This window comes from uncultured Cellulomonas sp. (assembly GCF_963527515.1).
Taxonomy (GTDB): domain Bacteria; phylum Actinomycetota; class Actinomycetes; order Actinomycetales; family Cellulomonadaceae; genus Cellulomonas.
Genome location: NZ_CAURTV010000005.1, coordinates 41,638 through 67,428 on the forward strand (window position 1 = coordinate 41,638; position 25,791 = coordinate 67,428).

General features: G+C 72.9%; 18 protein-coding genes. 11 read left to right on the forward strand and 7 right to left on the reverse strand.

All coding sequences use genetic code 11. The features are described from left to right. Nucleotides 1–248: 248 nt before the first annotated feature. Nucleotides 249–3,887 (reverse strand): hypothetical protein, encoded by a 3,639-nt coding sequence (locus RYN42_RS02790; protein ID WP_315093525.1) that lies wholly within the window; start codon nt 3,885–3,887, stop codon nt 249–251. Between the two features lie 10 nt (nt 3,888–3,897). Beyond that, entirely contained in the window at nt 3,898–8,613 is a 4,716-nt protein-coding gene (locus RYN42_RS02795) for a hypothetical protein (RefSeq protein ID WP_315093527.1), read from the reverse strand. A 234-nt stretch (nt 8,614–8,847) separates the two neighbouring features. Between RYN42_RS02795 and RYN42_RS02800 the strand changes: the two genes are divergently transcribed. From RYN42_RS02800 to RYN42_RS02820, 5 genes are all read left to right on the forward strand, one after another. Continuing rightward, complete coding sequence (locus tag RYN42_RS02800) at nt 8,848–9,477, forward strand: DUF6318 family protein (protein WP_315093528.1); 630 nt, start codon at nt 8,848–8,850, stop codon at nt 9,475–9,477. Nucleotides 9,478–9,764: 287 nt separating this feature from the next. Beyond that, nucleotides 9,765–10,379: a hypothetical protein gene (locus RYN42_RS02805; protein WP_315093530.1), complete on the forward strand. Its 615-nt coding sequence runs from the start codon at nt 9,765–9,767 to the stop codon at nt 10,377–10,379. A gap of 10 nt (nt 10,380–10,389) precedes the next feature. After that, complete coding sequence (locus tag RYN42_RS02810; protein WP_315093532.1) at nt 10,390–11,529, forward strand: methyltransferase; 1,140 nt, start codon at nt 10,390–10,392, stop codon at nt 11,527–11,529. A gap of 48 nt (nt 11,530–11,577) precedes the next feature. Next, nucleotides 11,578–12,957 carry an ATP-binding protein gene (locus tag RYN42_RS02815; protein ID WP_315093534.1) on the forward strand — a complete coding sequence of 460 codons (1,380 nt, stop codon included), beginning with the start codon at nt 11,578–11,580 and terminating at the stop codon, nt 12,955–12,957. Then, nucleotides 12,950–14,932 carry a VWA domain-containing protein gene (locus RYN42_RS02820; RefSeq protein ID WP_315093536.1) on the forward strand — a complete coding sequence of 661 codons (1,983 nt, stop codon included), beginning with the start codon at nt 12,950–12,952 and terminating at the stop codon, nt 14,930–14,932. The genes RYN42_RS02815 and RYN42_RS02820 overlap by 8 nt, the downstream gene beginning before the upstream one ends. A 7-nt stretch (nt 14,933–14,939) precedes the next feature. Here the strand turns inward: RYN42_RS02820 and RYN42_RS02825 are convergent, their stop codons facing one another. After that, nucleotides 14,940–15,413 carry a hypothetical protein gene (locus tag RYN42_RS02825; protein WP_315093537.1) on the reverse strand — a complete coding sequence of 158 codons (474 nt, stop codon included), beginning with the start codon at nt 15,411–15,413 and terminating at the stop codon, nt 14,940–14,942. 82 nt (nt 15,414–15,495) lie between these two features. Here RYN42_RS02825 and RYN42_RS02830 point away from each other — a divergent pair, with 82 nt between their 5' ends. Beyond that, entirely contained in the window at nt 15,496–18,441 is a 2,946-nt protein-coding gene (locus RYN42_RS02830; RefSeq protein WP_315093538.1) for a hypothetical protein, read from the forward strand. A 10-nt stretch (nt 18,442–18,451) separates the two neighbouring features. Here the strand turns inward: RYN42_RS02830 and RYN42_RS02835 are convergent, their stop codons facing one another. The 3 genes from RYN42_RS02835 to RYN42_RS02845 are packed head-to-tail and all read right to left on the reverse strand — an operon-like array spanning nt 18,452 to nt 20,458. Further along, entirely contained in the window at nt 18,452–19,213 is a 762-nt protein-coding gene (locus RYN42_RS02835) for an SCO1664 family protein (RefSeq protein WP_315093539.1), read from the reverse strand. After that, nucleotides 19,210–19,752, reverse strand: coding sequence for a DUF3090 domain-containing protein (locus RYN42_RS02840; RefSeq protein ID WP_315093541.1), 543 nt, complete (start codon nt 19,750–19,752; stop codon nt 19,210–19,212). The genes RYN42_RS02835 and RYN42_RS02840 overlap by 4 nt, the downstream gene beginning before the upstream one ends. Before the next feature lie 10 nt (nt 19,753–19,762). Then, a complete protein-coding gene (locus RYN42_RS02845) occupies nt 19,763–20,458 on the reverse strand; it encodes a histidine phosphatase family protein (protein ID WP_315093543.1) in 696 nt (231 codons plus the stop codon). Nucleotides 20,459–20,555: 97 nt separating this feature from the next. Here RYN42_RS02845 and RYN42_RS02850 point away from each other — a divergent pair, with 97 nt between their 5' ends. Then, nucleotides 20,556–21,452: an SDR family oxidoreductase gene (locus tag RYN42_RS02850; RefSeq protein WP_315093545.1), complete on the forward strand. Its 897-nt coding sequence runs from the start codon at nt 20,556–20,558 to the stop codon at nt 21,450–21,452. A gap of 884 nt (nt 21,453–22,336) precedes the next feature. Further along, nucleotides 22,337–22,909: a hypothetical protein gene (locus RYN42_RS02855; protein ID WP_315093547.1), complete on the forward strand. Its 573-nt coding sequence runs from the start codon at nt 22,337–22,339 to the stop codon at nt 22,907–22,909. A 67-nt stretch (nt 22,910–22,976) separates the two neighbouring features. On the opposite strand, the gene RYN42_RS02860 is transcribed toward RYN42_RS02855, so the two are convergent. Further along, nucleotides 22,977–23,171 carry a hypothetical protein gene (locus RYN42_RS02860; RefSeq protein ID WP_315093549.1) on the reverse strand — a complete coding sequence of 65 codons (195 nt, stop codon included), beginning with the start codon at nt 23,169–23,171 and terminating at the stop codon, nt 22,977–22,979. A 69-nt stretch (nt 23,172–23,240) separates the two neighbouring features. On the opposite strand from RYN42_RS02860, the gene RYN42_RS02865 reads away from it, so the two are divergent. From RYN42_RS02865 to RYN42_RS02875, 3 genes are all read left to right on the forward strand, one after another. After that, on the forward strand, nt 23,241–23,861 hold the full coding sequence (locus RYN42_RS02865; RefSeq protein ID WP_315093551.1) for an ABATE domain-containing protein: 621 nt from the start codon (nt 23,241–23,243) through the stop codon (nt 23,859–23,861). 87 nt (nt 23,862–23,948) lie between these two features. Then, nucleotides 23,949–25,067: an ABC transporter permease gene (locus tag RYN42_RS02870; protein ID WP_315093553.1), complete on the forward strand. Its 1,119-nt coding sequence runs from the start codon at nt 23,949–23,951 to the stop codon at nt 25,065–25,067. Beyond that, complete coding sequence (locus tag RYN42_RS02875; protein WP_315093554.1) at nt 25,064–25,756, forward strand: ABC transporter ATP-binding protein; 693 nt, start codon at nt 25,064–25,066, stop codon at nt 25,754–25,756. The genes RYN42_RS02870 and RYN42_RS02875 overlap by 4 nt, the downstream gene beginning before the upstream one ends. Nucleotides 25,757–25,791 lie beyond the last annotated feature (35 nt).

Consider the following 25,791-nt stretch of genomic DNA (forward strand, 5'->3'; position numbering starts at 1 on the left):
TCGCTGATGGCGTCGAGATCGGGTCCGCGAACCTGCAGATCACGAGTCCGTCGGTGTACGCCGAGGCGCACCGAAGCGCCTTCGATTCCCGCCACCTCTCGCAGAGCCAAGGCTTTGACCGATAAGCTCTCTCGCCATCGTGCAGCGGCAACCACGGAGCCACGGGCGCGGAGCGCATTCCCTGCCCCAAAGCGACGGCGAAGGTGCCCGCACAAGCAGGTCGGAAGGGAAGCCGGGCCCCATGAACCTCACCAGCAGCAGTCCCGCGGCACCGCCGTCAGCGGCGACGTCCGCAGGATCCGCACCTGCCCGAGGTCCCCGCCGAGCGGGTCGTCGAACGAGCCGTTCGGCTCGGGCAGCACCTCGACGGCGAGCGCGCTGATCGGCAGGTCGAGCGGCAGACCGGCGGCGTCCAGGGCGTCCTTGACCTCGGCGCCGGACCAGGCCGTCTCGCCCTCGACCATCAGCGGTGAGCTCGCCACGCGGGGCCGGCGGCGGGGTGTGCGCAGGCGGCGCAGGTCGAGCTGGACGTTGCGGCGGGTGCTGGCGTCGGCCTGGACCACCCGGGCGTACAGGACCACCCACAGCTCGGTGTTCGGCTGGACCGGTTGGACGCGGCGCAGCCCGAGGTAGGGCGTCGCGAAGGGTGCCCTGGCGCGGATGGCGCCGTCGGGGGTGGCAGCCACGGAGCAGGGCAGCTCGGGGGCGGGGTGCTGGACGCCCTCGAGCACGAGGGACTCGCCGAACCGGCCTTGGGCAGTGGACCAGAGGGGGTTGGTGGCGGGGCCGCGGTCGTGCCCGACGCGGATCTCGTAGGTGAAGAACGCGAAGAGCTCGGGGGAGCCGGGGTCGGTGTCCGGGGGGAGCGGCACGAGGAAGTGCCGGTCGCTGGTCGGGCTCGGCTCGAGGCGCTGCATGGTGGACAGGCCGGCGAGGTCCTGCACCTGGCCGGGGGTGATGACCCGGGCGAGCTCCGGGTCGAGCGGAGTGGCAGGGAGCACGACGGGGTCGGCGACCGGCTCGGCGCCGGGCAGCAGCATCGGGTCGGGGGTGCTGGTCATGGCGCGGACGAAGTAGGCGTCGCGGGGGTCGCGCAGTGGCTCGGCGAGCTCGAGCCACAGGCGCTTGGTGCGTGAGTCGGTGCTCGCGTAGTCGGCGTCGTGGCCGTACGCCGTGAGTGCGATGCCGGCGGCCACGACCCGCGGCGCCTGGGCGGGCGGGGTGACGATGGGCAGGCGCGAGTCGGTGACCTGCTCGACCGTCGAGCCGCCCTCCAGGTGCAGGGTGGCGCGGTAGGTGACGGCGAGCTCGTACGGGAGGCCGTCCGGGCCGAGCCGCGGGGGGAGGGCGTCGAGGAACACGAAGCGGGTGTGCGAGCGGTCCGGGCGGATGATCGCCTGCCGGTTCACCGACGTCATGAGCTCGATGCTGCCGACGACGGCCTGCTCGACGGGTGCGCCGACGGCGTCGGGCAGCGCGACCGTGCGCGTCACGACCAGGGTGGGCGAGCCGGTGCCGCGCCACGTCCAGTCGCGGTCGAGCACCACCTGCACGGCGTTGACCCACTGCCCGGCGAGCTCGGCCGGGTCCGCCAGCTCTACGCTGGACGCGTCCGGGGCGGCGTGGTGCGTGAGGCCGGCGCAGCCGAACGCGACGCGCTCGCCCGCCTGGCCGACCAGCATGGGTCCCTCGGCGACGAGGTCGAGGGCGGAGGCGAGCCGCGCCAGCAGGATCGGCGAGGGGTCGTTCTGCGCGACCAGGGTCCGCACCGCTGCGGACCTGCCGTCAGGGTCGGGCTGCAGGAAGACCGAGCGCAGGGCGTCCGACGGGGGCAGGGGGCGCAGGGCGTCGAGCTCGGCGGCCGCGGTGGCGACGGCGTGCAGGTCGATGGTCTCGAGCATCCCGACCCGGGCCTCGTCGCTGCCGAAGTAGGTGAGGTCGGCGCGGCCGAGCGCGCGGATCTCGAGGCGCACGTCGCGGGCCGTGGGGACCAGCACGGGTCCGGTCACGGTGCCCTCGGCGCCCAGCTGCGCGGTGAGGTCGACGTCGCGGTAGTCCGGGGTGTCCCGCCACTCGAGCGCGAGGTCCAGGGGCGCGGTGGGGTCGGCGGGGAACGGGCGCGTGGTGCGGTACCACTCGACCATGCCGTCCTCGTCGCCCTGCGGGTCGAACCGCGGTGGGCGCACGAGCACGCGGATCTCGAGGGCGGCGGTGTCGGGGTCGTGGATCGTCGGCGCCTGCGCGGTGGCGGGTGCGGCGTCGTTCAGCGCGATCTGCGCGAGCAGTGCCACGCGGGCCGGTTCGCCGGCGGCCAGCACGGCCTCGGGGAAGCCGATCCGCGGGCGGCGGACCGTGACGGTGGGTGTGCGACCGGCCGGGGCTGCGCCGACGGCGTCGACCTCGACGCGGCCGGGCGCGCGGTGCCGGCGCACGTGCAGGAGCGTGGTGGGCGCCTCGCCGGTGCGCACCGGGTCGTCGGCCGCGGCCGGTCCGCCTCCCGTGGTGTCGGCCAGGCGCACGCGGAACTCGTACCGGCGGCCGTAGCGCAGCGGGACGGCGTCGGCGCCGATCGGGACCGCCGACTCCGGGCGGGCGACGGGGACGTCCATGAGCCGCTGGTCGTCCACGGTCTCGACGACGAGCGAGCCACCGCGCCACGCCGCGAACCAGGCCGGGAGCCACAGCTGCCCGCTGTGCGCGGTGGGGGCGACCTCCGTCCAGCGCTCCTCGACGTCCACGCCGAGGTCCACGCCGAGGTCAAGCGGCGCGCTGACCTGCGACAGCGAGGTCCACGCCGCGCCGCCCTCGAGGCGCACGTCCACCCGGTACCCGAGGATGCCGCGCGGTGCGAGCACCGGGTCCTCGCCGTCCGGGGGTGCGCCGAGCGCGCGGTTCTGGCCCTCGAGGATGTCCTCGTCGTCCCAGCCCAGCTGCACGCCGGTGTCCCGGGCGATGCGCGCGCCCGTGCCGTCCTCGTCGAGGACGTCCGCGGAGACGGGCTGCCGCGCGTGCACGACCTTGGAGAACCCGTCGTCGAAGCGGACCGCCTCGACGAACACCTTGTCGAAGCTGCCCAGCGCGGCGGCCGCCGTCGCGTCGTCCGAGACGGGGAACACCACCGGCGTGAACACGGGGCGGTCGGCGGCCACGGGCAGCTCGGGGATCCTCGTCGCGAAGGAACGCACGAAGCCGGGCGTCGCGGCCTGCGCGGCGAAGTCGCTCGCGGGCGCGAGGTCCACCCACAGCCAGCCGCCGTTCTCCAGCCGGGGCGAGGCGTCGAGCGTGACGGTCAGCGGGACCACCAGCCCCAGTGCCTCGGCCAGCCGCGGGCGGCGCATGGCGAACGCGAGCGCCTCGCCCCAGCCGATCACGGTGGCGGGGGCCGGCGGCTCCGGGTCAGGCGGGCAGCTCATCAGGCAGTGGTAGCTGTCGTCGATCACGGCGAGCGCCGTGCGGGGCCGCACGAACGGCAGCGCGTGGCGGTAGCTGCGCGGCAGGTACTTGCGCACCTGCGTCGTCAGGTCGCGCTCCTGCGGCGCGAACGTGTCGGCGGCGGGGGAGTCGGGGATCTCGAGTGCCGCCTGCAGCGCGACGAGGATCGCGCGCGCGTCCGGGTGGTGCAGCGTCGCGGGTCCGCCGGCCGGGTCGGGGAGCGTCGCGACCTGGTCGACGAGGGTGCGCTGCGGCAGGGCGTCGACCGTGTCGGAGATCGACACGGCGAACGCGAGCCCGGCGTCGGCGAACGCGGGCACGCCCGGCGGGGCGGGGACGATCGGCTCCAGCGGGTTGCCCGTCGGCACCACGAGCACCCGGAGCGACAGGGTGCGCGCGGCGGGGTCCCAGCGCTGCAGGTACGGGACCAGCGTGAGCTTGTTCGGCGTGGCCATGACGTGCTCCCTAGAGAGTCGCTGTGTCCGTGACCTGGTAGGTCGCGTTGATGGAGAAGATGAGGAACAGGTCGACCTGGACCTTGACCGAGCCGCCGTAGTCGCACTTGGTGGTGCCCGCGTCGTCGTAGACGAGGCCCTTGAGCTCCGCGCGGATCTTGACCTTGACGATCACCAGGTCGACGCCGGCCTCGAACGCGACGAGCCCGCCGTACTTGGTCTGGTTGGCGATGGCGTCGTACTCGAGGACGAACCCGATGCCGAGGAACGCGTACGCGCTGAACGGGCCGATCTTCCCCTCGACGCCGATCCCGACGAACGCCAGGAGCGCGAGCTTCTCCGCGGTGACGGTCCCGGAGACCGACGTGATGCTGAAGGTGATCTTCCCCGTGATGGTCAGGTAGGCCGCGGCCGCGCCGACGGAGAACAGCGGGACCTTGCCCTCGAGCTCCGCGCCGAACGCCGCCGACGCCTTGACGCCCCCGCTCGCCAGGTCGATGCCGGTGCTCTGCGTGACCGACAGGGTGAGCTTGACGCCGCTGCCCGCCGGGAACACCGCCGTCGTCGGGGGCACCGTCGTCTTGGCGGAGATCTCGACCTTGAGCTCGTGCTTGGCGTTGGTGGCGCCCAGGTCGATCGGTCCCTGCGACCCGCGTGCCCCGAAGATCGGGATGTAGCGCAGGATCTCCTCGATCTCGGGGAGCAGCAGCGACGTCATCTCGGCGATCTGCGGGCGCTGGTCGGTCGAGCCGACGACGCGCATCTCGGAGCCGGTGATCTGCTCGAGCCCGGCGATGTCCGACCACAGGCGCAGGCCGGTGAACTCGGCCTCCCACCGGTCTGCCTGCAGGTCCAGGCGCAGCGTCGCGGTGTCGTAGAACAGCGTGGTCCCGTGCCCGGTCGCCCCGCCGAGGCGCAGCGGGGTGGGGTGGGCGACGACGGTCACCGGCGACGAGAGCGCGAGCCCCCCGCCCGGGACGACGTCGAGATGCCGTGATCCCGGTGCGATCTCGATCGTGTTCTGCGGCGGCGGGTAGGCGCCCTTGGACGTCGACCGGGCGAAGACGTCGGCGAGGGCCGGACTGGCTCCGCTCTCCACCTTGGGTCCGGCACCGGTGGCGACGAACGGCCGGGGGAAGAGGAACGCGTGCGTCGGGGTGCTCTGCAGCAGCGCGTAGTCGTGCGCGGGAGCCGTCGGGGTGAGCAGGTCGGCGGCGTCGGCGAGCCGGTAGTCGCCGGGCGTGCCCGCGAGCGGCGGCACGGTGTAGACGGTCCGGTCGCCCGGCAGGTACTCCACGGGGTACCGCCGGACCAGCGGCGTGCCGCGGCTCTCGGCGACGGGTTCGGCCTCGCCACCGCCGGGCGGCACGTTGGCCACCGGGCGGACGACGACGGACCACGCCCCCGTGGTCGGCAGGGACGGTGCGCCACGTACCGTCGCGACGAAGAGCGGGTCGGCCCCGTCCATGGCGAGACCCACCTCGAGCCGCTGCACCCGGAACGGCAGGCCGCTGCCGCCGAGGTCGAGCGCCACGTCGACCGGGCCGCCGACCGGTCCCTGCGTCTCCAGGAGACCCTGCAGGGCCGCCGGCGGAGCGGGTTCGCCGTTGGGCGTCGTCTGCAGGTAGCCGAGGATGCCGGTGGCGCCGGTGCGGCCGGGCACGCCCTCCAGCGCGACGGACGCGTCGAAGTAGTACGGGACCAGCGTCGCGCCCGCGTGCGTCACCACCGAGCCGGGTGCCGGGCGGATGGTGCGGACGTCGAACAGGCCGCGGAAGACGCCGGCGTCGAAGCGGTAGGGCGCGACGACGATGTCGTTGACCGTCTCGTCGAAGTACCGGTAGTCGAACAGCCCGGGCGTGAAGGCCTGCCAGCCGCTGTCCCGCCGGATCACCCCGCCACCCGGCCGGCGCTCGATCGTCACCGAGCGGGTCACGCGGATGCCCCACGGGTGCAGGACGCTGTTGACCTTGATGACCTCGAGCGCGGTGCGTCCGACCATGAACCGGAACTGCACCTTGGCGGCCTCGGCGAACGCGGCGAAGGGGTTGTTCCAGTCGCTGAAGCTGGACCCGCCGTAGCCGGAGATGTCGATGCGCGTCACGGGGACGCGAGGGTTGGCGTCCATGTCGTTGTTGAACACGGTCTCGACGCTGCCGGCGGGCTGCAGGGTCTCGCCCAGCACCGACAGGCCCAGCGGCGTGCCGGTCGCCAGGTCGACGCCGTTGAGCAGCTGACGCGTGCGGCCGTCGAACATCGGCGAGATCCCGCCGTCGTCGTCGCGCCCGCCCTCGGCACGTGCCGTGATCTGCAGGCCGCCCGTCGACGCGTGCTCGGGGAACTGCGGGCGGGTCAGGTCGTACAGGTCGGCCTTGCGGTCCGGCGCGTCCCACGGCTGCACCTGGACGGCGGCGACCAGCCCGAACGGGAACGTGGTCCGCATGCCGACGGCCACCCCGTCCCGGAACGCGGCGAGCGTCCCCCGGACGGCATCGCCGGGGATGACGGGGGCCAGCCGCTGCGACCGGGCGCCGAGCACCGTGGCGCCGCCGTCGTGCGCCGACGCCAGCGGGGTGGGGAACCAGCCCATCGTCATGATGTCCTGGTCGGCGTCCAGGGTCCGAACCGGCTCCCACTGGACCTGGGGCAGCGCCACCACGCGCATCTGGCCGACCTCGGCCTGGACGTCCAGCCCCGAGACCGGGAAGTCCGGGGCCGCCGCGGCGCGCCCGCCCCCGCCGGGCACCGCGACCCCCAGCAGGTCCTGGTGCGTGGAGACGTCGAGCAGCAGGACGCCGGGGGTGGGCCCGACGATCTCCCGCAGGTAGCCGTCGACGACGGCCAGGCTCTTCTTGTTGGCGGCCTGGGCCTCCTCGACCCTCTGGCCGCGGGTCTCCTGCTCCGCCGCCTGCGCCGCCCGCCACACCGCGCCCTCGCGCTTGCCGAACGTGAGCGCGTCCTGCTCGGCCTGGGTCGGTCCCACGTCGGGGTCGCGGTCGTCGGTCCGCACGGGGCGCGGCTCCCCGTCCGAGGCCTCGCGGGGGCCGAGCCCGAGCCCGGCGCCGAGCCGTCCCTCGAACGACACGACCGCGTTCGAGGGGTCGGTCCACGTCACCACGGCGACGAGCACCGAGTGAGGCGCCCCGTCGGTCGGGCGGGGGCGCAGGGTCGTGTTGCTCACGTACGGGTCCGGCAGGATCGGCGCCCACGCGCGCACCCCGAGGGCGACCTGGGCGGACCCGGCGTCGAGGCGGTGGGGGTCCAGGTCCGGACCCGGCACGGGACCGGCGAGCGTTCCGCGCGCGACGACGAACGACGGCGGGGCGACCCACACGAGCGCGTTGCGCAGCGCCAGCTGCTCGGTGCCCTGACCGGGCGCCGGCGGAATGACGGCGAGCGCCGCGGTGACAGGGCCGCCGTCGGCGGGGCGCTGCAGGAGCACGGCTCCGGCGCCCGGCGGCGTCTCGATCGGCTCGCCGCGCGTGGTCACGGGACGGTCGAGCGCGACGTCGGCGTCGCCGCGGACCAGCAGCAGGTCGCCGTCGACCACGTCACAGCGGTGCACGAAGGTGAACGTCTGGGCGTTCGTCTGCCGCCACGGCAGGCGCTTGGTGCTCCCGCCGGCGATGGTCCACAGGTCGTAGGTGTGCGTCACGGGCGGGTCGAGCGGCGCGACGGCGTCGGCGGACACGGTGACCCCGCGTTCGGTCACGATCACCCATGCCGGGTCGAGCAGGTGCGGTCGCGGGTCGGGGACGTACCAGCGCGCGGTCATGCCGGTGACGCGCAGTGCCCAGTGGGCACCGTGGGCGGCGTCGCCGAGGACGGTGGGGTCGGAGGTCGCGACGACCGGCAGAGCGAGGCCGGCGGCCTGGATGTGTGCGGGACCGCCGAGCTCCACCACGCCGTCGCCCTGGGGATCGAGTCCCGTGGGTGCGACGGCGTATCCGAGCACGACCGTCCACGACGCGGGGATGAACGTCCATGTCCCGTCGGAGGGACCGAGGTCGAACGCCTGGCCCCAGAGCTCCACCCGGCCCGGGGCGCCCTCCGCCGAGGCAGGTCCGAACGTCAGGGCGAGGGTCTCCGGCACGTCGACGACAGCACCCGGGTCATGCGCACCGGCCGGTGCCGCGGTCTCCGCGAGCTCGAGCGTGACCGACCCCTCGAGCGGCCCGCCCAGCTGCACCACGCCCTCGGTCAAGGTGGTCGGCACCGCGATCCGCAGGGTCCCGCCCGTGACGACGACGCCCACGAACGACTGGCCAGGAAGGGAGCCGTCCACCAGGTCGCCGCGCACCCACACCGTGCCGGCCCCGAGAGCGACCGTCGTGATCGCGCCGCGCGTCCGGGGCGGTTTCGCCTGCGTCAGGACGAGCGCCGGAAGCGGCTGCCCGGCCTCGCGGACCTCCGTGCGGCGCACGAGCGCGAAGACGTCGATCCACACGTCGAGCCCGCCGTGGGCCGGGAACGGACCGAGGCGCTCGGACGCGGCCAGGCCGCTCAGCTTGCTGGTGAGCCGACCGGTGAACAGCGCCTCGCGGTCGTCGCGCCGCTCGAGCACGGCGTGCTCGGCACCGTCGGAGGGTCGAACCAGGTCACGCAGCCGCTGTGCGTGCGGAGCGGCCGCCGCTCCGGGGGCCAGGTCCCCCGTAAGCGGGCCGAGGTCCGTGAGGTCGACGAGCGGCCTGGCGCTGGGGCGGAAGGGACCGGCGGGATCCGACATGGTGGCCTCCTGGGCCGGGCACGGTCAGCACGTGGCGTTCAGAGCGGCGGGTCTAGCCCCGGGGGGCAGGCGCCGCGACCGACGCGTGCCGTGCTCGAGGAGCAGCGGCTGTGCGTCGCGCATGTCAGGAAAGAGCGGCCAGCCGGGACTGAGATACGCCGCAGGCCCGGAGGTCGTCCACAGATGTGGCCGATACGCGACCATCCGGCGCCCGGTTTCGGTAGGTTTCCCGCCATGCATCCGGGCGACGACACCTTCCAGAAGCGCGCGATCACGCGGGCCGCCGTCGTCGCCGTAGCGGTGCTGCTGTGGCTGACCGCCTGCACCGGGTCGACCCCGACGACGCCGACCGCCACCGGGGCCGGCACCGAGTCGGGCGTGCCGACGCCCACGCCGAGCCCGACGCAGACGGTCGACCTGACCGTGCCGCCGGTGCGGCCGGAGGCGATGGCGACGCCCAGCGCGGACGGGGCGGCTGCGGCGGCGACGTACTTCACGAAACTGCATGCCTACGCGTATGCGACCACGGACTTGGCAGCGTGGAAGGCCATGTCCGAGCCGGACTGCCAGTTCTGCACGAATGTCATCGATGGCGTCAATGCGATGGTCGTCGCGGATGAGTCGGACAGGACCGCCGAAATGATCGTGTCCAGCGCCTTCGGGACTGAGATCGACCCCGGCGTGTCCTACTCCGCCACGCTGCTCGTGAGCCAGGCGGCTTCGCAGCGACTGGACCGGGACGGCAATGTCATCAGAACTGATGAGGGTGGCGATTTCGAGCTGTACTTCGCCCTTGCGTGGCGCGATGGCTGGTTCGTGCGAGAGGTCGACACCGAGCAACTTAACGCTGGTCCGACACCGTGAAGTGGGCGGCGGTGGTGGTCGCTGGATTGCTTCTGCTTGACCCGACGGCGCCGCCGCTAACGCCGCCCCTCACCTCTGGCTTGGCCTCCAGCGCCAGGGTGACGGACGACGACTCGGCGGTTCTCGTTAATCTGACGGAGTCCGAAGCGCGAGCTGCCGCGGCGACTGCCGTCGCTGCCGAAGAGCGGTTGATCGAGTACCAGCGTGCGCCGATGTGCAACACCTCCTCTGCCACTCCCACGACCCCGCTCAACGGTCCGTGCCCGGAGGCGCAAGGGGACGCGGGGGTGAACGACTGCGGCGGCGACGTGCCCCTGCAACCGATGTGGGCGCACCAGCGGGCGAGTCTCGACACGGACGTCTGGGGCCCCTGGTACCAGGTCGACGCCGGCGGCTGCCCCGCCGACGTCCTCCCGGTCTTCACCGCGGAGGACTTCCGCCGCCTCCCGCTCGCGCCACCGACCCTGCACGTGCAGCCCGACCGCGGCTGGGTGCTGGTCAACAAGGAGACGATCGTCACCACGGAACGCACGGAGCAGACGTTCCGCACCGAGCTGCTCGGCCACGGGATCGACGTCGTCGCCACCCCGGACACGTTCACGTACGACTTCGGCGACGGCTCCCAGGACCTGGTCACTCAGAGCCCCGGGCACTCGTACCCCGACCACGACACGTTCCACGTCTACGACGAGCTCGGCGCCGTCCAGATCGCCCTCACGACCACGTGGAAGGGCCGGTACCGGATCGACGGCACCACCCAGTGGCGCGACGTCGTCGGCACCGCCGAGACCTCGGCCACCAGCGCACCGTTCACCGTCGAGGAACGCCGCTCGCATCTCGTCTCTGGGCTGTGCACCGACATCCCCACCCCTGAGGACTGCGACGGCCAAGACGGCGGTTAGCCTCGGGGGCGTGGACGCGGCGGCAGGGCTGGACGAGATCGACGTGCTCGCCGACCTGCGGCGCTACCCCGACCTCGAGGCGCCGAACCTGCACGCGGTCGACGCGAGCGACCGGCTGATCCTCGACGAGGCCGCGTCGGCACTGGCGGGAGCGACGGACGTCGTCGTGGTCGGCGACCACCACGGCGCGCTCACGCTCGGGGCCATCACGAGGCACAACCTGTCCGGTGTCCGCACGCACCAGGACCGCCTGCTCGGCGAACGGGCGCTCCAGGCCAACGCCGAGCGGCTCGGCGTGAGCGGGTTCACGCAGCTCGGACAAGGACGGGAACTCGTCACGGGCGCCCGGGTGGTGCTCCTCCAGCTGCCGCGGTCGCTCGACGCTCTCGACGAGATCGCAGGACTGATCGCCGCCCACGCCGACCCGGCGGTGCTCGTCGTCGCGGGCGGCCGGCTCAAGCACATGACGACCGCGATGAACGACGTCCTGGGTCGCCACTTCGTCAGCGTCCAGGCGCACCTGGCGCGGCAGAAGTCGCGGGTGCTCGTGGCGTCCCAGCCGCGTCGAGGAACGCATGAGGCGCGCTGGCCGGAACGACGGGAGCACCCGGACCTCGGCCTCACGGTCTGCGCGCACGGCGGCGCCTTCGCCGGCACGGGGATCGACATCGGCACCCGCGCCCTTCTCGCACACCTCGACGCGATGCCGCGGGACGCCGCCACGGCGGTCGACCTCGGCTGCGGCACCGGCGTGCTGGCCGTCGCGCTCGCACGGGCGAGGCCGGGGCTGACCGTCACGGCGACCGACGAGTCGGCCGCCGCGGTGGCCTCCGCCCGAGCAACGGTCGAGGCGAACGGAGTGGAGGGCCGCGTGGTCGTCGTGCGCGCGGACGGTGCCGGCCCGGTCGACGAGGCGAGCGTCGATCTCGTGGTGCTCAATCCGCCCTTCCACGTCGGCGCGGCCGTGCATGCCGGGGTGGCGCAGACGCTCTTCGCCGAGGCCGCGCGCGTGCTCAAGGACGGCGGCGAGCTGTGGGCGGTGTGGAACTCGCACCTGCGGTACCGGTCGACACTGGAGCGCGTCGTGGGGCCGACGCGGCAGGTCAGCCGCGACCCGAAGTTCACGGTCACGGTGTCCACCCGCGGGTAGCGATCCAGAAAACAGCGCGCGGCAGAAACCGGACGTACTGTCGACCGAATGAACCGCCCCACCACGGTCGGCGAGCTCCGCGCCTCCGGGCACGTGTACCGGCCGATCCGCGACGAGCTCCGCACCAATCTCCTGGCCGCCCTGAAGGACGGACGCGACCCCTGGCCCGGCATCCACGGGTTCGACGACACCGTCGTCCCCCAGCTCGAGCGCGCCCTCATCGCCGGCCACGACATCGTCCTGCTGGGCGAGCGCGGCCAGGGCAAGACGCGGCTCCTGCGCACCCTGGCCGGACTGCTCGACGAGTGGTCCCCGGTGATCGAGGGGTCGGAGATCGGCGAGCACCCGTTCGAGCCGATCACGGTCGCGAGCAGGCGCAGGGCAGCCGAACAGGGCGACGATCTCCCGATCACCTGGCGGCACCGCGACGAGCGGTACGTGGAGAAGCTGGCCACCCCGGACACGAGCGTCGCGGACCTCATCGGCGACGTCGACCCCATGAAGGTGGCCGAGGGACGCGCGCTCGGTGACCCGGAGACCATCCACTTCGGGCTCGTCCCGCGCGGGCACCGGGGGATCGTCGCCATCAACGAGCTGCCCGACCTGGCCGAGCGCATCCAGGTCGCGATGCTCAACGTGATGGAGGAGCGGGACATCCAGATCCGCGGCTACGTGCTGCGGCTGCCGCTGGACGTCCTGGTGGTGGCCACCGCCAACCCGGAGGACTACACCAACCGCGGGCGGATCATCACACCGCTGAAGGACCGGTTCGGGGCCGAGATCCGGACGCACTACCCGACCGAGCTCGCCGACGAGGTCGCGGTCATCCGGCAGGAGGCTCTGCTCCACGCGGACGTGCCGGACCACCTGATCGAGATCCTCGCGCGGTTCACGCGGGCGCTGCGGGGGTCGAGCGCGGTGGACCAGCGCAGCGGGGTGAGCGCCCGGTTCGCCATCGCGGGCGCGGAGACCGTCGCCGCGTCGGCCCTGCACCGTGCCGCGCGGCAGGGCGAGGACCACGCGGTCGCCCGGCCCGTCGACCTGGAGACCGCGGTCGACGTGCTCGCGGGGAAGATCGAGTTCGAGTCGGGGGAGGAGGGGCGTGAGGACGAGATCCTCGACCACCTGCTGCGCACCGCCACGGCGGAGACCGTCCGTGCGCACCTGCGGGGCATCGACCTCGGCCTTCTGGTCGACGCGATCCAGGGTGGCGCCATGGTGACCACGGGTGAGCAGGTCACCGCGCGGGACGTGCTGGCAGGGCTGCCGGCGCTCGGCGAGTCCGAGCTGTACGACGACATCTGCGCGCGGCTCCACGCCACGAACGACGGGGAGCGGGCTGCCGCCATCGAGCTCGCCCTGGAGGGTCTGTACCTGTCCCGCCGGATCAGCAAGGAGTCCGGAGGCGGCGAGACGATCTATGGCTAGACCCCACCGCCGCCTCGCGAGGTACACGACCTACACGGACGGGCCGGACCCGCTCGCGCCCCCGGTCGACCTGGCCGAGGCGCTGGACGCCATCGGCCAGGACGTCATGGCGGGCTACTCGCCCGAGCGCGCGCTGCGCGAGTTCCTGCGGCGTGGCGGTCGGAGCCAGACAGGTCTGGACGAGCTGGCGCGGCGGGTCGCCGAGCGGCGCAGGGCGCTGACGCGGGAGAACAACCTCGACGGCACGCTGCAGCAGGTCAAGGAGCTGCTCGATCGGGCCGTGCTGGCCGAGCGCAAGCAGCTGGCGCGCGACGTCGACCTGGACGAGGGCGACCGCGCGCTGGCGCAGCTGCAGCTGGACAACCTCCCGTCCTCGCCCGCGGCCGCCGTGGACGAGCTCAACGGGTACGACTGGCAGAGCAGCGAGGCGCGGGCGGAGTTCGAGAAGATCAAGGATCTGCTCGGCCGGGAGGTGCTGGACCAGCGCTTCGCGGGGATGAAGCAGGCGCTCCAGAACGCGACGGACGCCGACCGGGCCGCCCTGAACGAGATGCTCGCGGACCTCAACGGCCTGCTCGAGGCGCGCAAGCAGAACGCGGACACCCAGGAGCAGTTCGACGACTTCATGGCCAAGCACGGGGAGTACTTCCCGGAGGATCCCCAGAACCTCGACGAGCTCCTCGACGCCCTCGCCCAGCGGGCCGCCGCGGCGCAGCGGATGCGGAACTCGATGACGCAGGAGCAGCGCGACGAGCTCGACGCGCTCGCGCAGCAGGCGTTCGGCTCGTCCGAGGTGGTCGACCAGCTGAGCCAGCTCGACCAGAGCCTGCGCGCCCTGCGGCCCGGTGAGGACTGGGGCGGCTCCGAGCGGATGGGCGGCGAGAACGGGCTTGGGCTCGGCGACGGTACGGGCGTGTTCCAGGACCTCGCCGACCTGGACGCCCTGGCCGACCAGCTCGCGCAGTCCTACGAGGGCTCCCGGCTGGACGACGTCGACCTCGACAAGCTCGCGCGCCAGCTCGGCAACGACGCGGTCGTCGACGCCCGCACCCTGCAGCGGCTGGAGAAGGCGCTGAGCGAGGGCACCCTGCGGCGCGGCTCGGACGGCCAGCTCGCGTTGACGCCGAAGGCCATGCGGCAGCTGGGGAAGTCGGTCCTCAAGGCCGTGGCCGACACCATGTCCGGCCGCACCGGTGGCCACGAGGTCCGTCGGTCCGGTGCCGCCGGGGAGCCGTCGGGATCCACCCGCCCGTGGGTGTTCGGCGACACCGAGCCGTGGGACGTGAGCCGCACCCTGACCAACGCGCTGGCCCGCGGGTCCCGGACGATCCAGGTCGACGACGTGGAGATCCAGGAGACCGAGGCGCGGACCCAGGCGTGCGTGGCGCTGCTCGTCGACACCTCGTTCTCGATGGCGATGGAGGGCCGGTGGGTGCCGATGAAGCGCACGGCGCTGGCGCTCCACACCCTGGTCACCAGCCGGTTCCGCGGGGACGACCTGCAGCTCATCGGCTTCGGCCGGACCGCGGGCGTCATGCAGGTCGAGGAGCTGGTCGGCCTCGAGGAGAAGTGGGAGAAGGGCACCAACCTGCACCACGCGCTCCTGCTGGCCAACCGCCACTTCCGCAAGCACCCGAGCGCCCAGCCCGTGCTCCTGATCGTCACGGACGGTGAGCCGACGTCCCACCTGGAGTCCAGCGGCGAGGTGTTCTTCGCCTACCCGCCGAACCCGGTCACGATCGCGCTGGCGGTGCGCGAGCTCGACGGCTCGGCACGCCTGGGCGCGCGCACGACGTTCTTCCGCCTCGGCGACGACCCGGGGCTGGCGCGCTTCGTGGACGCGATGGCGAAGCGGGCGGGCGGCACGGTCGTCGCACCCGAGACGGACGACCTGGGCGCCGCGGTCCTCGGGTCCTACCTGAGCTCGCGCCGCAACGGCGCCTTCGGCGGCTGGGGCCGCGACGAGGAGTGGTGAGCGCCCCTCAGCCGACCGAGGCGGCAAGCTCCTCCAGGTATCGAACGAGTGAATCTGCCTCGTCGATCACGGTCTCGCACGAGGAGGCGGCACCGGAGCCGTCGTCGGAGGTCCAGGCGTAACGCACCGAGGTGCCGTCCGAGTCGGCCGCGCACCCCGTGGCCGTGGCGCTCTCGGTGCCGATCCCCGTGCTCGCGACGGCGTCGCGCAAGGCCTCGAGCTCCGCGTCGGACAGCGTGCCGGAGGCGTCGTCGGACTCGGACGACGAGTACGTCCAGTCGCCGTCCTCCTCGACGACGAGGTCCGACGCGCACGGCCCGCTCGCGCACAGCCCGCCCCACGTGTGTCGTTCTGCGTGGATTAGGCCGATTGGGGCAGAGGGTTGCGCGGGGGTGGTGGCGCAGGCACTCTGTGCCGCGACCATCGCGGCAAGTCCCAGACCTGCGAGAACGCGACGCGTGTACCCGGTAAGGATGCCCACGATGCCATTAGCTCCTGTCGTCTCACGTCCACGCGCCCTCGCGGGCCTCATCCTGGCACCACTGACGGCTGCGGTGACGGTGTTGACCGCACTGCCCGCGAGCGCGGTGGTGCTGGGGGAGATCGAGTCGCCGGGACCGCTGGAGCGCATCGCCGTCTCCGCCGACCTCAACTGCGACGTGCGGTACGTCGGGGACACGTCCCCGGAGTTCTACGCCGGCATCGCCTGCGGCACGTTCGTCGCGGTCGGCGGGGAGCTGTACGGGCCCGCGAACGTCCCGGCCGGCGGAGGCGCGTCGCCTCGGACCAGCTTCACCACGCTCTCGCAGGTCGGTCCGGTGGGGGCCGGCACCGTGGCGGACCCGTTCCGGGTCACCACCAGCGTCGAGCTCGGCTCGTCGGGCATCCGGCTGACCGAGGTCGACAGCTACGTGGCCGGCAAGCAGAGCTACACCACCCGGATCACCCTGGTGAACGGGTCGGGCTCGGACACCGAGGCGATCGTCTACCGCGCCGGTGACTGCTACGTGGAGAACTCCGACAACGGCTACGGCGCGGTCGACGAGGGCGCCGTGTCCTGCGTCTCGCAGAGCGGCCGCGTCGCCAAGTGGATCCCCGTCACCGGGGGCTCGGCCTTCTACGAGGCGGGCTACAACGAGGTCTGGGCCGGGATCGGCGCGCAGACCATGTTCCCGAACACGGTGCGCGCGACCGAGTTCATCGACAACGGCGCGGGCCTGAGCTGGAGCGTCCCCTTGCCCGACTCGGAGTCCGCCGACGTCGTGCACCTGACCGCCTTCTCCGACGACGAGACGGAGGACGACGCGGACGGCGACGGCCTGCTCGACGAGTGGGAGCGGAGCGGGATCGACGTCGACGGCGACGGCTCTCCGGAGGTCGACCTGCCCGCGATGGGGGCGTCGCCCGACCACAAGGACCTGTTCGTCGAGGCCGACTGGATGGCGCGGGACCGCAGCTGCTTCCTGTGGTGGTGCTCCGGTGGTGAGTCGTTCGCCCCGCAGCAGGGGGCGATCGACGACGTCGTCGCCTCGATGGGGCGCGCATCCGTCGACAACCCCGACGGCACCACCGGGATCCGGCTGCACGTCGACGCCGGTCCGGACTCGATCATGAACCCGGTGACGGGGACGACGTGGGGGAGCCGCTCCCGGGCGGGGTCCGTCGGGCTCGTCGAGAGCCTCGGCTCCAACGGGGCCAGCGGCTACGACTGGAGCGCGTTCAACGACCTCAAGGCCGACCACTTCGAGCCGGCCCGCGCCGACGCGTTCCACTACGCGATCTTCGCGGACACGTACGCCGGCTCGGGCAGCTCCGGCATCGCCCAGGTGTCGAACGACCCGTGGGAGGGCGACTCGTTCCTCGTCACCGACGGTGACCCGAGCTGGGGCGGTGGCTTCAGCCGCCGGCAGGAGGCCGGCACGCTGATGCACGAGTTCGGGCACACGCTCGGGCTGCGCCACGGCGGCGGCGACCACGTCAACTTCAAGCCGAACTACCTGAGCATCATGAGCTACCAGTGGCAGATGGGCCGTCGCACCCTCGACTACTCCCGCTCGCAGCTGCTGGCTCTCGACGAGGCGGCGCTGGACGAGACGGTGGGCATGCCCGGGGCCGTCGGGCGGTACGCGTGGACGTGCGCGACGGGCGGCAACCAGGAGGCCTTCGGCGCCGTCGAGACCGACTGGAACTGCGACGGTGTCATCGCCGAGGAGCCCGTCTCCAGCAGCATCGACCCCGATCCCGCGCTCGACCTGCTGACCGGGTACGACGACTGGGAGAACCTGGTCTACGACGGCGGTGCGGTCGGTGCGTTCGGCATCGGTGACCTGCGCGACCAGGACCCGCCGCTGCAGTTCACGGACCTGTACGAGCCGACCTACGACGAGCTGCGGGCGATCGACGCCGTCGCGGCGCCCGGCGACGGGACCCTGGCAGTCCATGGTCCGTACGTGCTGCTGCCCGGCGTGGTGGGGCAGGCCCTGCGGCTCGACGTGACCAACGTCGGCGCGGTCGCGGCGCCGTACGCGGTGGCGACGACGGGGGTGGCCGGACTGCCGGCACGCACCGACGTCGACGCCGTCCCCGCCTACTCGACCGCGTCGGTCGAGGTGCCGGTCGACGGGAGCCGTCTGCTCCCCGGCAGCTACCGGCTGACGGTGCGGCTCAGCCCCGCCGCCGCCGAGGACGACCTGGCGACCACCGTCGTCGACGTCCTGGTGCCCGACCTGACCGACCCGGCGGTGCTCGCGGAGGCGGAGCAGATCCGTGCCGCGTTCGCGACCCCGCAGCCCGGGATCGACGAGGTGGACCGGCTGGCGGCCCTGCAGAGCCTGGGTGCCGCGCTGCACGTGCCGGCGACGGTGACCGTCCGCTCGGGCGACGGTCAGTCGGCCGCCGCGGGCACGGCGTTCGACGCACCGTCGGTGCTCGTGCTCGACGCGACCGGGATGCCGGTGGTCAACGAGCAGGTGCAGTTCGCCGTGACGTCCGGGTCGGCCTCGTTCGCCACCGGTGCCACGTCGACGGTCGTGACCGACGCCGACGGTGTCGCGGTGTCCGGTGCCCTGACGGCCGGTGCGGTGCCGGGGACCGTGCAGGTGACTGCCACCGCACGGGCGGTCTCCGCGGCGCTGACCCTGCAGGTGACGGCCGCACAGGCCTCTCCGGCGGAGGTCGCCGTCCGGATCCAGGCGCCCGCGTCGGCGGCCCGGGGTGTCACGTTCCCCGTCCGGGTGACGGTCACCAACTCGGGCGGCACCGCCGCCACGAACGCCGTCACCCGCGTCACGATCCCGCGCAGCGCCGACGTCGTCGGCCCGCTTGGGGCACGGGCGACGGGGGCGAACTGGGTGATCACGACGGGCTCCCTCGCAGCGGGTCAGTCCGTGACCTACACGTTCCAGGTGACCAAGGGCTCGAACGGGACCCTGCCGATCCAGGCGACGTTCTCCCACCTGCTCGCAGGCGAGACGATCGAGGCGAGCGACTCCGTGCAGGTGGAGAAGTAGGCGGCGGCGCTCAGAAGAACGGCCACGGGAACGCCGGCATCGCGCCGGCGGGCCCGGGGAAGACGCCTCGTCGCAGGAGCCGGTCGCAGCGGGCGGCGATCGCGGTCAGCTCGTCGTCGGTCAGCAGCTCGGCCAGATCCTGACCGAGGTCGCCGTCGAGCTGCCCGCGCACGCGCTGCACGCCCGCCGCCTCGTCGGGACGCAGCGGCTCGCCCTGCCACCCCCACAGGACCGTGCGCAGCTTGTGCTCGACGTGGAAGCTCACCCCGTGGTCCACGCCGTAGCGGTGGCCCTGGGGCGTCGGGAGGATGTGGCCGCCCTTGCGGTCGGCGTTGTTGACGACGACGTCGAGGACGGCCATCCGGCGCAGCGCGGCGGAGTCCTCGTGGATCAGGGTCAACGGCCGGCCGTCGTCGTCGATCCCGTCGAAGACCTCCCGCCACCCCTGCGGTGGGACCGCCCGCGCCGGGACGACGTCGACGGGGTCCTGCGCGGGATCCGGCTCCTGCCACAGCTGCACCATCCCCGGACCCAGCGGACCCTCGCGCAGCCAGGTGACCGGGACGACGTCCCAGCCGAACGCCTCCGAGACCAGGTAGGCCGCCACCTCGCGGTTCGCCAGGGTGCCGTCCGGGAAGTCCCACAGCGGCTTCTCCCCGGCGACGGGCTTGTACACGACCTGGACCTCGCCGATCGACCCGAGGAACGTGGCGTTCGAGGCGACCGTGATGCGCCCGACGAGCTCGAGCTCGCCGCCGAGAAGCTCGGTCACAACGTGTCGGTCGCGCCGCACACGTGGCCGTCGTCGTCGATCGGCTGACCGCACAGCGGGCACAGCGGCCGGCCTGACCGCACCACCTGGCGGGTGCGCTGGACGAACGCCCGCGCGGTGCCGACGGGCATCCGGACCAGGAGCATCTCGTCGGCGTCGGGCTCGGCGTCCTGCTCGCCGTCGGGCGCATCGTCCGGGAACGCCTCGACGACCACCTGTGCGGTCGCGGGGTCCCAGCCCAGGCGCATCAGGCCGGCGCGGAACTGCTCCTCGACGGGCTGGTCCAGGGGGTCGTTGTCGACGAGCTCCGCGGGCGTCTCGGCCGGGACGCTGAACCGGTTGCCCTCGTCGGCCATCAGGGCGTCCAGGATCTCGTCGATCTTGTCGGCGAGCAGGGCCGACTGCTGCTTCTCCAGCGCGACGCTCGTGCTCCGGGCGCCGTCGCGGACCTGCAGGTAGAAGGTGCGGGAGCCGGGGCTGCCGACGGTGCCGACGATGACGCGGTCGGGCCAGTCGAACTGGTGCACAAGGGCGGGCATGGGGCCCAGTTTAGGAGTGCGGAGCCGATCCCGGCCCGGCGCCGCCACCCACCGGGGCGTCGCCGGCCGGGCCGGCGGCGCGCAGCCAGGAGAGGTCACCCGAGTCGGTGTTGGTGGCCACCACGTCGGGTCGCGCGCTCCCGTACCGCACGATCGACACCGATCCGGGGCCGGCGCTGAGGCGCTGGAAGAGGTCGAGGTGCATGCCGAGGGCGTCGGCGAGGACGGACTTCACGATGTCGCCGTGCGTGACCGCCACCCACACCGCACCGGCGCCGTGCTCCCCCTCGAGCGCCGCGTCGTGCCGCCGGATCGCCGCCACCGACCGGGCCTGCATCGCCGACAGCGACTCGCCGCCCGGGAACACCGCGGCGGACGGCTGCGTCTGCACCACCGACCACAGCGACTCCTGCGCGAGCTCCTTGAGCGGTCGCCCCTGCCACTGGCCGTAGTCGCACTCGGTGAGGGCGGACTCGAGCTCCGGACGCAGCGCGTGGTGCTCCGCGATGATCTCCGCCGTCTGGCGGCACCGCACCAGGGGGCTGGACACGATCGCGACCAGCGGCACGACGGCGAGGCGTTGCGCGGTCCGTGCGGCCTGGCTGCGACCGACGTCGTCGAGCCGGACCCCCGCGGTGCGGCCGGCCAAGATCCCCTCGGCGTTCGCGGTGGTACGACCGTGCCGGACGAGGATGACGGTGGCCATGCCCTGGAGCCTAGGCAGGAACGCACATCACCGGGCCGGACCCGCCACGTGACAGGATCGATATCGTTATCGACCCCGCCCCGTGGAGGAGACGCCGATGTCGCCCGACCAGCTCACGTTCGACAACCCCGTGGAGCGCCACGCGCACATCAAGCCCCACGCCTCGTGGCAGCCGCTGCCCGGCCTGGACGCAGAGCTCGACCCGAAGGCGGACCACGGCGAGACCAGCTATCGCGGGACCGGTCGCCTGCCGGGCCGCAGGGCGCTGATCACCGGCGGTGACTCGGGCATCGGCGCGGCGGTCGCCATCGCGTTCGCGCGCGAGGGTGCGGACGTGGCGCTCAGCTACCTGCCGGAGGAGCAGGTGGATGCCGAGGCCATCGCGTCTCTCGTGCGGGCGGAGGGACGGAAGGTGGTCCTGCTGCCCGGCGACATCCGCGACCGGGAGTTCTGCCGGACGATGGTCGCCGACGCCGTCGAGGGGCTGGGCGGGCTGGACGTCCTGGTGAACAACGCGGCGCACCAGGTGTACCACCAGAGCTTCGACGAGCTGGACGAGGCCGACCTGGACCGCACCATCCAGACCAACCTGTATGCGATGTTCTGGATCACCCGCGACGCGCTGCCGCACCTGGGCCCGGGCGCGACGATCATCAACAGCACCTCGGTCCAGGGCTACAACCCGTCGCCGATGATCATCAACTACGCGTCGACCAAGTTCGCCATCATCGGGTTCACCAAGGCGCTCGCCGCCGACCTGGCGCCCCGCGGCATCCGGGTCAACGCCGTCGCCCCGGGACCGGTGTGGACGCCGCTGCAGGTCTCCGACGGGCAGCCGACCGAGAAGCTGGACGGGTTCGGGGAGTCGTCCTGGCTCGGCCGGACCAGCCAGCCGGTCGAGCAGGCGCCGGCGTACGTGTTCCTCGCGTCGCCGGAGTCCAGCTTCGTGGTGGGCGAGGTCATCAACGTCAACGGCGGGGCGAACGTGCCCTGACGCGCGCGGCTCCGTCCGGCGTTCTGCCGCGGAGTAGCCTTGCCGGACGTCGACAACTCATCCGCCGGCTGCCGGTGCGGGCGCCCGGACGGATGGCGAACAGGGGTCCGCCGTGAGGCTTGGCGCGGGCATGAACGAGCGCGACCGGTCCCAGCTGCAGGCCGGGACTGCGCCTGTGCTCCTTCTGGGCGAGGTCGTCGAGTACGCGACGAAGGTGGGCAGGAACCGCGTCGTCGTGGTGACGCAGTGGCGTCTCCTGCAGCTGACGGTCGCGGGCTCCGTCGTGCACGACCGTGACAGCGCAGACTGCCGCCACGTCCGCTGGGCCGGCGCCCGCCTGTTCGTCTGGGACCCGGCAGGCGAGGTCGACCTCGGGTTCCTGGCCGACCCGAGCGACGGCCCGGACCTGCATGCCGCCCTCGTCTGGCTCGGCCAGCAGCCTGCACCCCACGACGCCCGCGCTGCGTTCGCCAGGGCACGGGCGGAGGAGGCCGCCGCTGCGCAGGACCGGCTCGACGCGGCCGCGGGAGCGGCGACGGAGGCCGCAGCCGCGACGATGGCGGCTAAGGACGCGAGGCGTGCCGACGACGATGCGGAGAAGCAGGCGTCGATCGTGGCGAAGGACGCGAAGCGCGCCGACAAGGTTGCGGAGAAGCAGGCTCGTGCTGCTGCGACGCCGGTCACCGTCCCGGGCCGCGACGGCGCGGAGTTCCCGCCGAGGTCCGCCGAGCTCCAGGCAGACGTGATCGACTACCTCGATCGCGCTCGACGCAGCGCGCGCACGGACATCCTCGCCGAGGAGAACGCGATCTGGAACGCGTACAACGTGGCGAGCAGCGCGGGCCTCGTGCGCGGCCGCGGGATCCGCGTGGATCGATGCCGAGGTGGCCGCGCTCGAGCGCGCTCAGGAGATCCGCATCGGCTCCGACCTCGTCGGCGTGGTCTCCCGGTGGCCCATGCCCGACAAGCTGTACGTCTTCACCGACCGGGTCCGGATCGGCAAGAAGGTGCACGTCCTCGACCAGCACGTCCAGGCGATGGTGGAGATCGACGGCCAGGTGTTCGAGCGCAGCCGCCCGACCATGACGCGCATGGCTCTCCTGTCGCCCCTGCCCGGATCCGCTCTCCTGCCCGGCCTGGCGATGCAGAAGACCACCACGAGCGACAAGCGCAGCGCCAGCTTCATCCTCGTGCACCCCGAGTGGACCGAGACGGTCGCGCTCGACCCGGCGAAGGCGGACAAGGCCAGACCCGTCGCCCACCGGATCAATGCGATCGCCGCCGGGCTGGCCAGTGCGGGGTCGCCCGAGAAGGCGGACGTCGCAGCACCGCAGTCGCCGAGCACGATGGGCACGCTGCACGCCGAGCTGGAGCGCGTCGCCCAGATGAAGGAGGCCGGCCTGATCTCTGACGAGGAGGCCTCGGCCTTGCGATCCCGCCTGCTCGGCCAGGACTAGCTCCTCGAGGCAGCCGGAAACGGGGTACACCTGCCTCCGGAGTGCGCGCGGATCGCACCCGCCGGGCTCAGCTGACAGCCGCGCGTCCGTGAGCGGGATCGAGCACCTCGGCGGCGCGCCTCATGACGGCCGCGACCTGCAGTCGCACCACCGGCCGACGCACCCGGCGGGGCGGCTCGAGCAGCTCCGGGGCATCGGGCATCGCCGAGTGCTGCAGGTTCCAGGTGGCCCGTGCTCCGATGAACGCCAGTCCTTCGATCATGATGACCTCCGCTACCGGTGAACGGTGTTATACCGGTAGCCTACGTCTGCGCTACCATCAAAACAAGATATGACGGAAGCGGAGGTGGAGGACGTGGAGAAGCTGCCCGAGCTGGTCGGCGGGGCCGTGTGCCTGGACGTCGCGAACTCGGTCGACGGGCGGGTGCTCGAGGTCCCGGTCGACTACCTCGGCACCTACGCCGACCTGGTCGACTGGCTCGAGCGTGCGGGCGGTCTGTCCTCGGTGGAGTCGGCGGCACTCCTTGCCGTCGCGGGCGCCGAGCCCGAGGCGGCCGCCGACGAGCTCGCGCGCGCCCGTGCTCTTCGCGAGGCCGTCTTTGACCTCTTCCACGGGCGAGCGGTGGGTGGCGCACCCGACGCGACGGCAGTCCAGCGGGCGTACACCGACGCGCTGCGGCACGCCCGGCTCGAGCCGGGTGACGGGGGGCTGGGGTGGGCGTGGGAGCTCGACCTGCGCCTTCCGCGCTGGCGGATCGCGCAGTCGGCGATCGAGCTCGCGACCAGTCCCTCGCTCGGCCGGGTCAAGGCGTGCGCGTCGCAGGACGGCTGCCAGTACCTGTTCGTCGACACCTCGAAGAACGGCAGCCGCCGGTGGTGCAGCATGACGGACTGCGGCAACCAGGCGAAGTCGCGGCGACTGACGGAACGCCGGCGTGCGGGACGGGTCTGAGCCTGGACCGGCAACTTCCCGACGCAGTGTTGGTAAGATACCGACACCGTGTCGATAAGGACCGGGCACCTGTCCGAAAGGTCTGTCGTGTTTCTTGCCCTACGTGAGCTCGCGTTCGCGCGCGTCCGGTTCGGCCTGATGGCCGCCGTCGTCGCGCTCATCTCGGTGCTGATGGTCATGCTGTCCGGCCTGTCGTCCGGTCTCGTCGTCGACGGCGTCTCCGGCCTCCTGCGCAGCCCCCTGGAGTCCGTGGCATTCGCCGACGGCGTCAAGACCGACTCCGCGTTCACCCGCTCCGAGGTGACGACCGCGCAGCGCGACGCGTGGGCGGCCCAGGACGAGGTCGCGGACGCGGAGCTGCTCGGCACGTCGATCGTCAACGCCAAGAACGAGGACGGCAGCGCGATCGACCTCACCCTGTTCGGCGTCGAGCCGGGCGGGTTCGTCGCCCCGGTCGCGGGGCAGGGCCGCGAGATCGCCGGGGACGGGGAGATCGTCGTGAGCGTCTCGGCGCAGGACGAGGGCGTCGAGCTGGGTGACGTCATCACGCTCGACCGCCTGGGCACCGCGCTCGAGGTCGTCGGCTTCACCGTGGACCAGCGGACGTTCGGGCACGTCGACATCGCGTTCCTGTCGCTGCGCACCTGGCAGGAGGTGCACGCCGGGGTCATGCCGGGCGAGGTGCCCGAGCCCGAGGCCTACGACGTCGCGAGCGTCGTCGCGCTGCGCGGCGTCGACGGCGCACCGGCGGAGACCTCCGTCGCGGGGACGTCGGCGCGCTCGATCGAGGAGGCGTTCGACTCCTCGCCCGGCTACACCGCCGAGCTGATGACCATGCAGCTCATCCAGGTGTTCCTGTACGCCATCGCGGCACTGGTCGTCGGTGCGTTCTTCACCCTGTGGACCGTGCAGCGCACCCGTGAGCTCGCCGTGATGCGGGCCATCGGCGCCTCGACGCGGTTCCTGCTCACCGACGGTGTCCTGCAGGCCGCGATCATGCTCGTGGGCTCCGTGACCGCGGGCGTGGGCATCGGTCTCGGCTTCGGGGCGCTGCTCGACGGCACCGGCATGCCGTTCGCCCTGGAGCTCGGCCCGATCCTCGGCGGAGCAGGGCTGCTGCTCGGGCTCGGCCTGATCGGTGCCGCCGTCGCCACCGCCCGTATCGCCTCCGTCGACCCCGTGACCGCGCTGGGAGAGAACCGATGACCACGACCACCACCACCCGGGTCGGCACGGGCCTGAGCCTGACCGGCGTCACCCTGACCTTCGGCGACGGCGACGAGCAGGTCGCCGCCCTGGACGGCGTCGACCTGGCCGTCGCGCCGGGCGAGCTCGTCGCGATCGTGGGCCCCTCCGGCGCCGGGAAGTCGAGCCTGCTCGCCGTGGCGGGCGGACTCGCGCAGCCCACCACCGGATCGGTCGTCGTCGACGGGATCGAGCTGACCGGGCTCTCGTCGCGCGCTCTGGCGACGTTCCGCCGCGACCATGTCGGCTTCGTGTTCCAGTCGGGCAACCTCGTCCCCGCGCTCACCGCGATCGACCAGCTGCGCCTCGTCGAGAAGATCACGGGCCGGCGGGCCGCCACGCCCCCGGAGGCCCTGCTCGACGCGGTCGGCATGGCCGGGCACGCCCACCGGCGCCCGGGGCGGCTGTCCGGCGGAGAGCGCCAGCGCGTCGGCCTCGCGCGGGCCCTCGTGGCGTCGCCGTCGGTGCTGCTGGTGGACGAGCCCACCGCGGCGCTCGACCGGCGGCGCAGCCACGAGATCGTCGAGCTGCTGGCTCGTCAGACGCACGAGTTCTCCGTCGCCACCGTGATGGTCACGCACGACCACGACGTGCTCGAGCACTGCGACCGCGTGCTGGAGATGGTGGACGGGACGCTCCGCGCGCTCTGAGCCGTGCGTAGCTGCGGGGGTGTCGAAATAGGGTG

Excerpts from the sequence above, each read along its gene's own strand:
- RYN42_RS02875 (WP_315093554.1), top strand. The coding sequence starts at position 25,064 with ATGACCACGACCACCACCACCCGGGTCGGCACGGGCCTGAGCCTGACC.
- RYN42_RS02850 (WP_315093545.1), top strand. The coding sequence starts at position 20,556 with ATGTCGCCCGACCAGCTCACGTTCGACAACCCCGTGGAGCGCCACGCG.
- RYN42_RS02795 (WP_315093527.1), bottom strand. The coding sequence starts at position 8,613 with ATGTCGGATCCCGCCGGTCCCTTCCGCCCCAGCGCCAGGCCGCTCGTC.
- RYN42_RS02820 (WP_315093536.1), top strand. The coding sequence starts at position 12,950 with ATGGCTAGACCCCACCGCCGCCTCGCGAGGTACACGACCTACACGGAC.
- RYN42_RS02790 (WP_315093525.1), bottom strand. The coding sequence starts at position 3,887 with ATGGCCACGCCGAACAAGCTCACGCTGGTCCCGTACCTGCAGCGCTGG.
- RYN42_RS02845 (WP_315093543.1), bottom strand. The coding sequence starts at position 20,458 with ATGGCCACCGTCATCCTCGTCCGGCACGGTCGTACCACCGCGAACGCC.
- RYN42_RS02840 (WP_315093541.1), bottom strand. The coding sequence starts at position 19,752 with ATGCCCGCCCTTGTGCACCAGTTCGACTGGCCCGACCGCGTCATCGTC.
- RYN42_RS02860 (WP_315093549.1), bottom strand. The coding sequence starts at position 23,171 with ATGATCGAAGGACTGGCGTTCATCGGAGCACGGGCCACCTGGAACCTG.
- RYN42_RS02815 (WP_315093534.1), top strand. The coding sequence starts at position 11,578 with ATGAACCGCCCCACCACGGTCGGCGAGCTCCGCGCCTCCGGGCACGTG.
- RYN42_RS02865 (WP_315093551.1), top strand. The coding sequence starts at position 23,241 with ATGACGGAAGCGGAGGTGGAGGACGTGGAGAAGCTGCCCGAGCTGGTC.
- RYN42_RS02800 (WP_315093528.1), top strand. The coding sequence starts at position 8,848 with ATGCATCCGGGCGACGACACCTTCCAGAAGCGCGCGATCACGCGGGCC.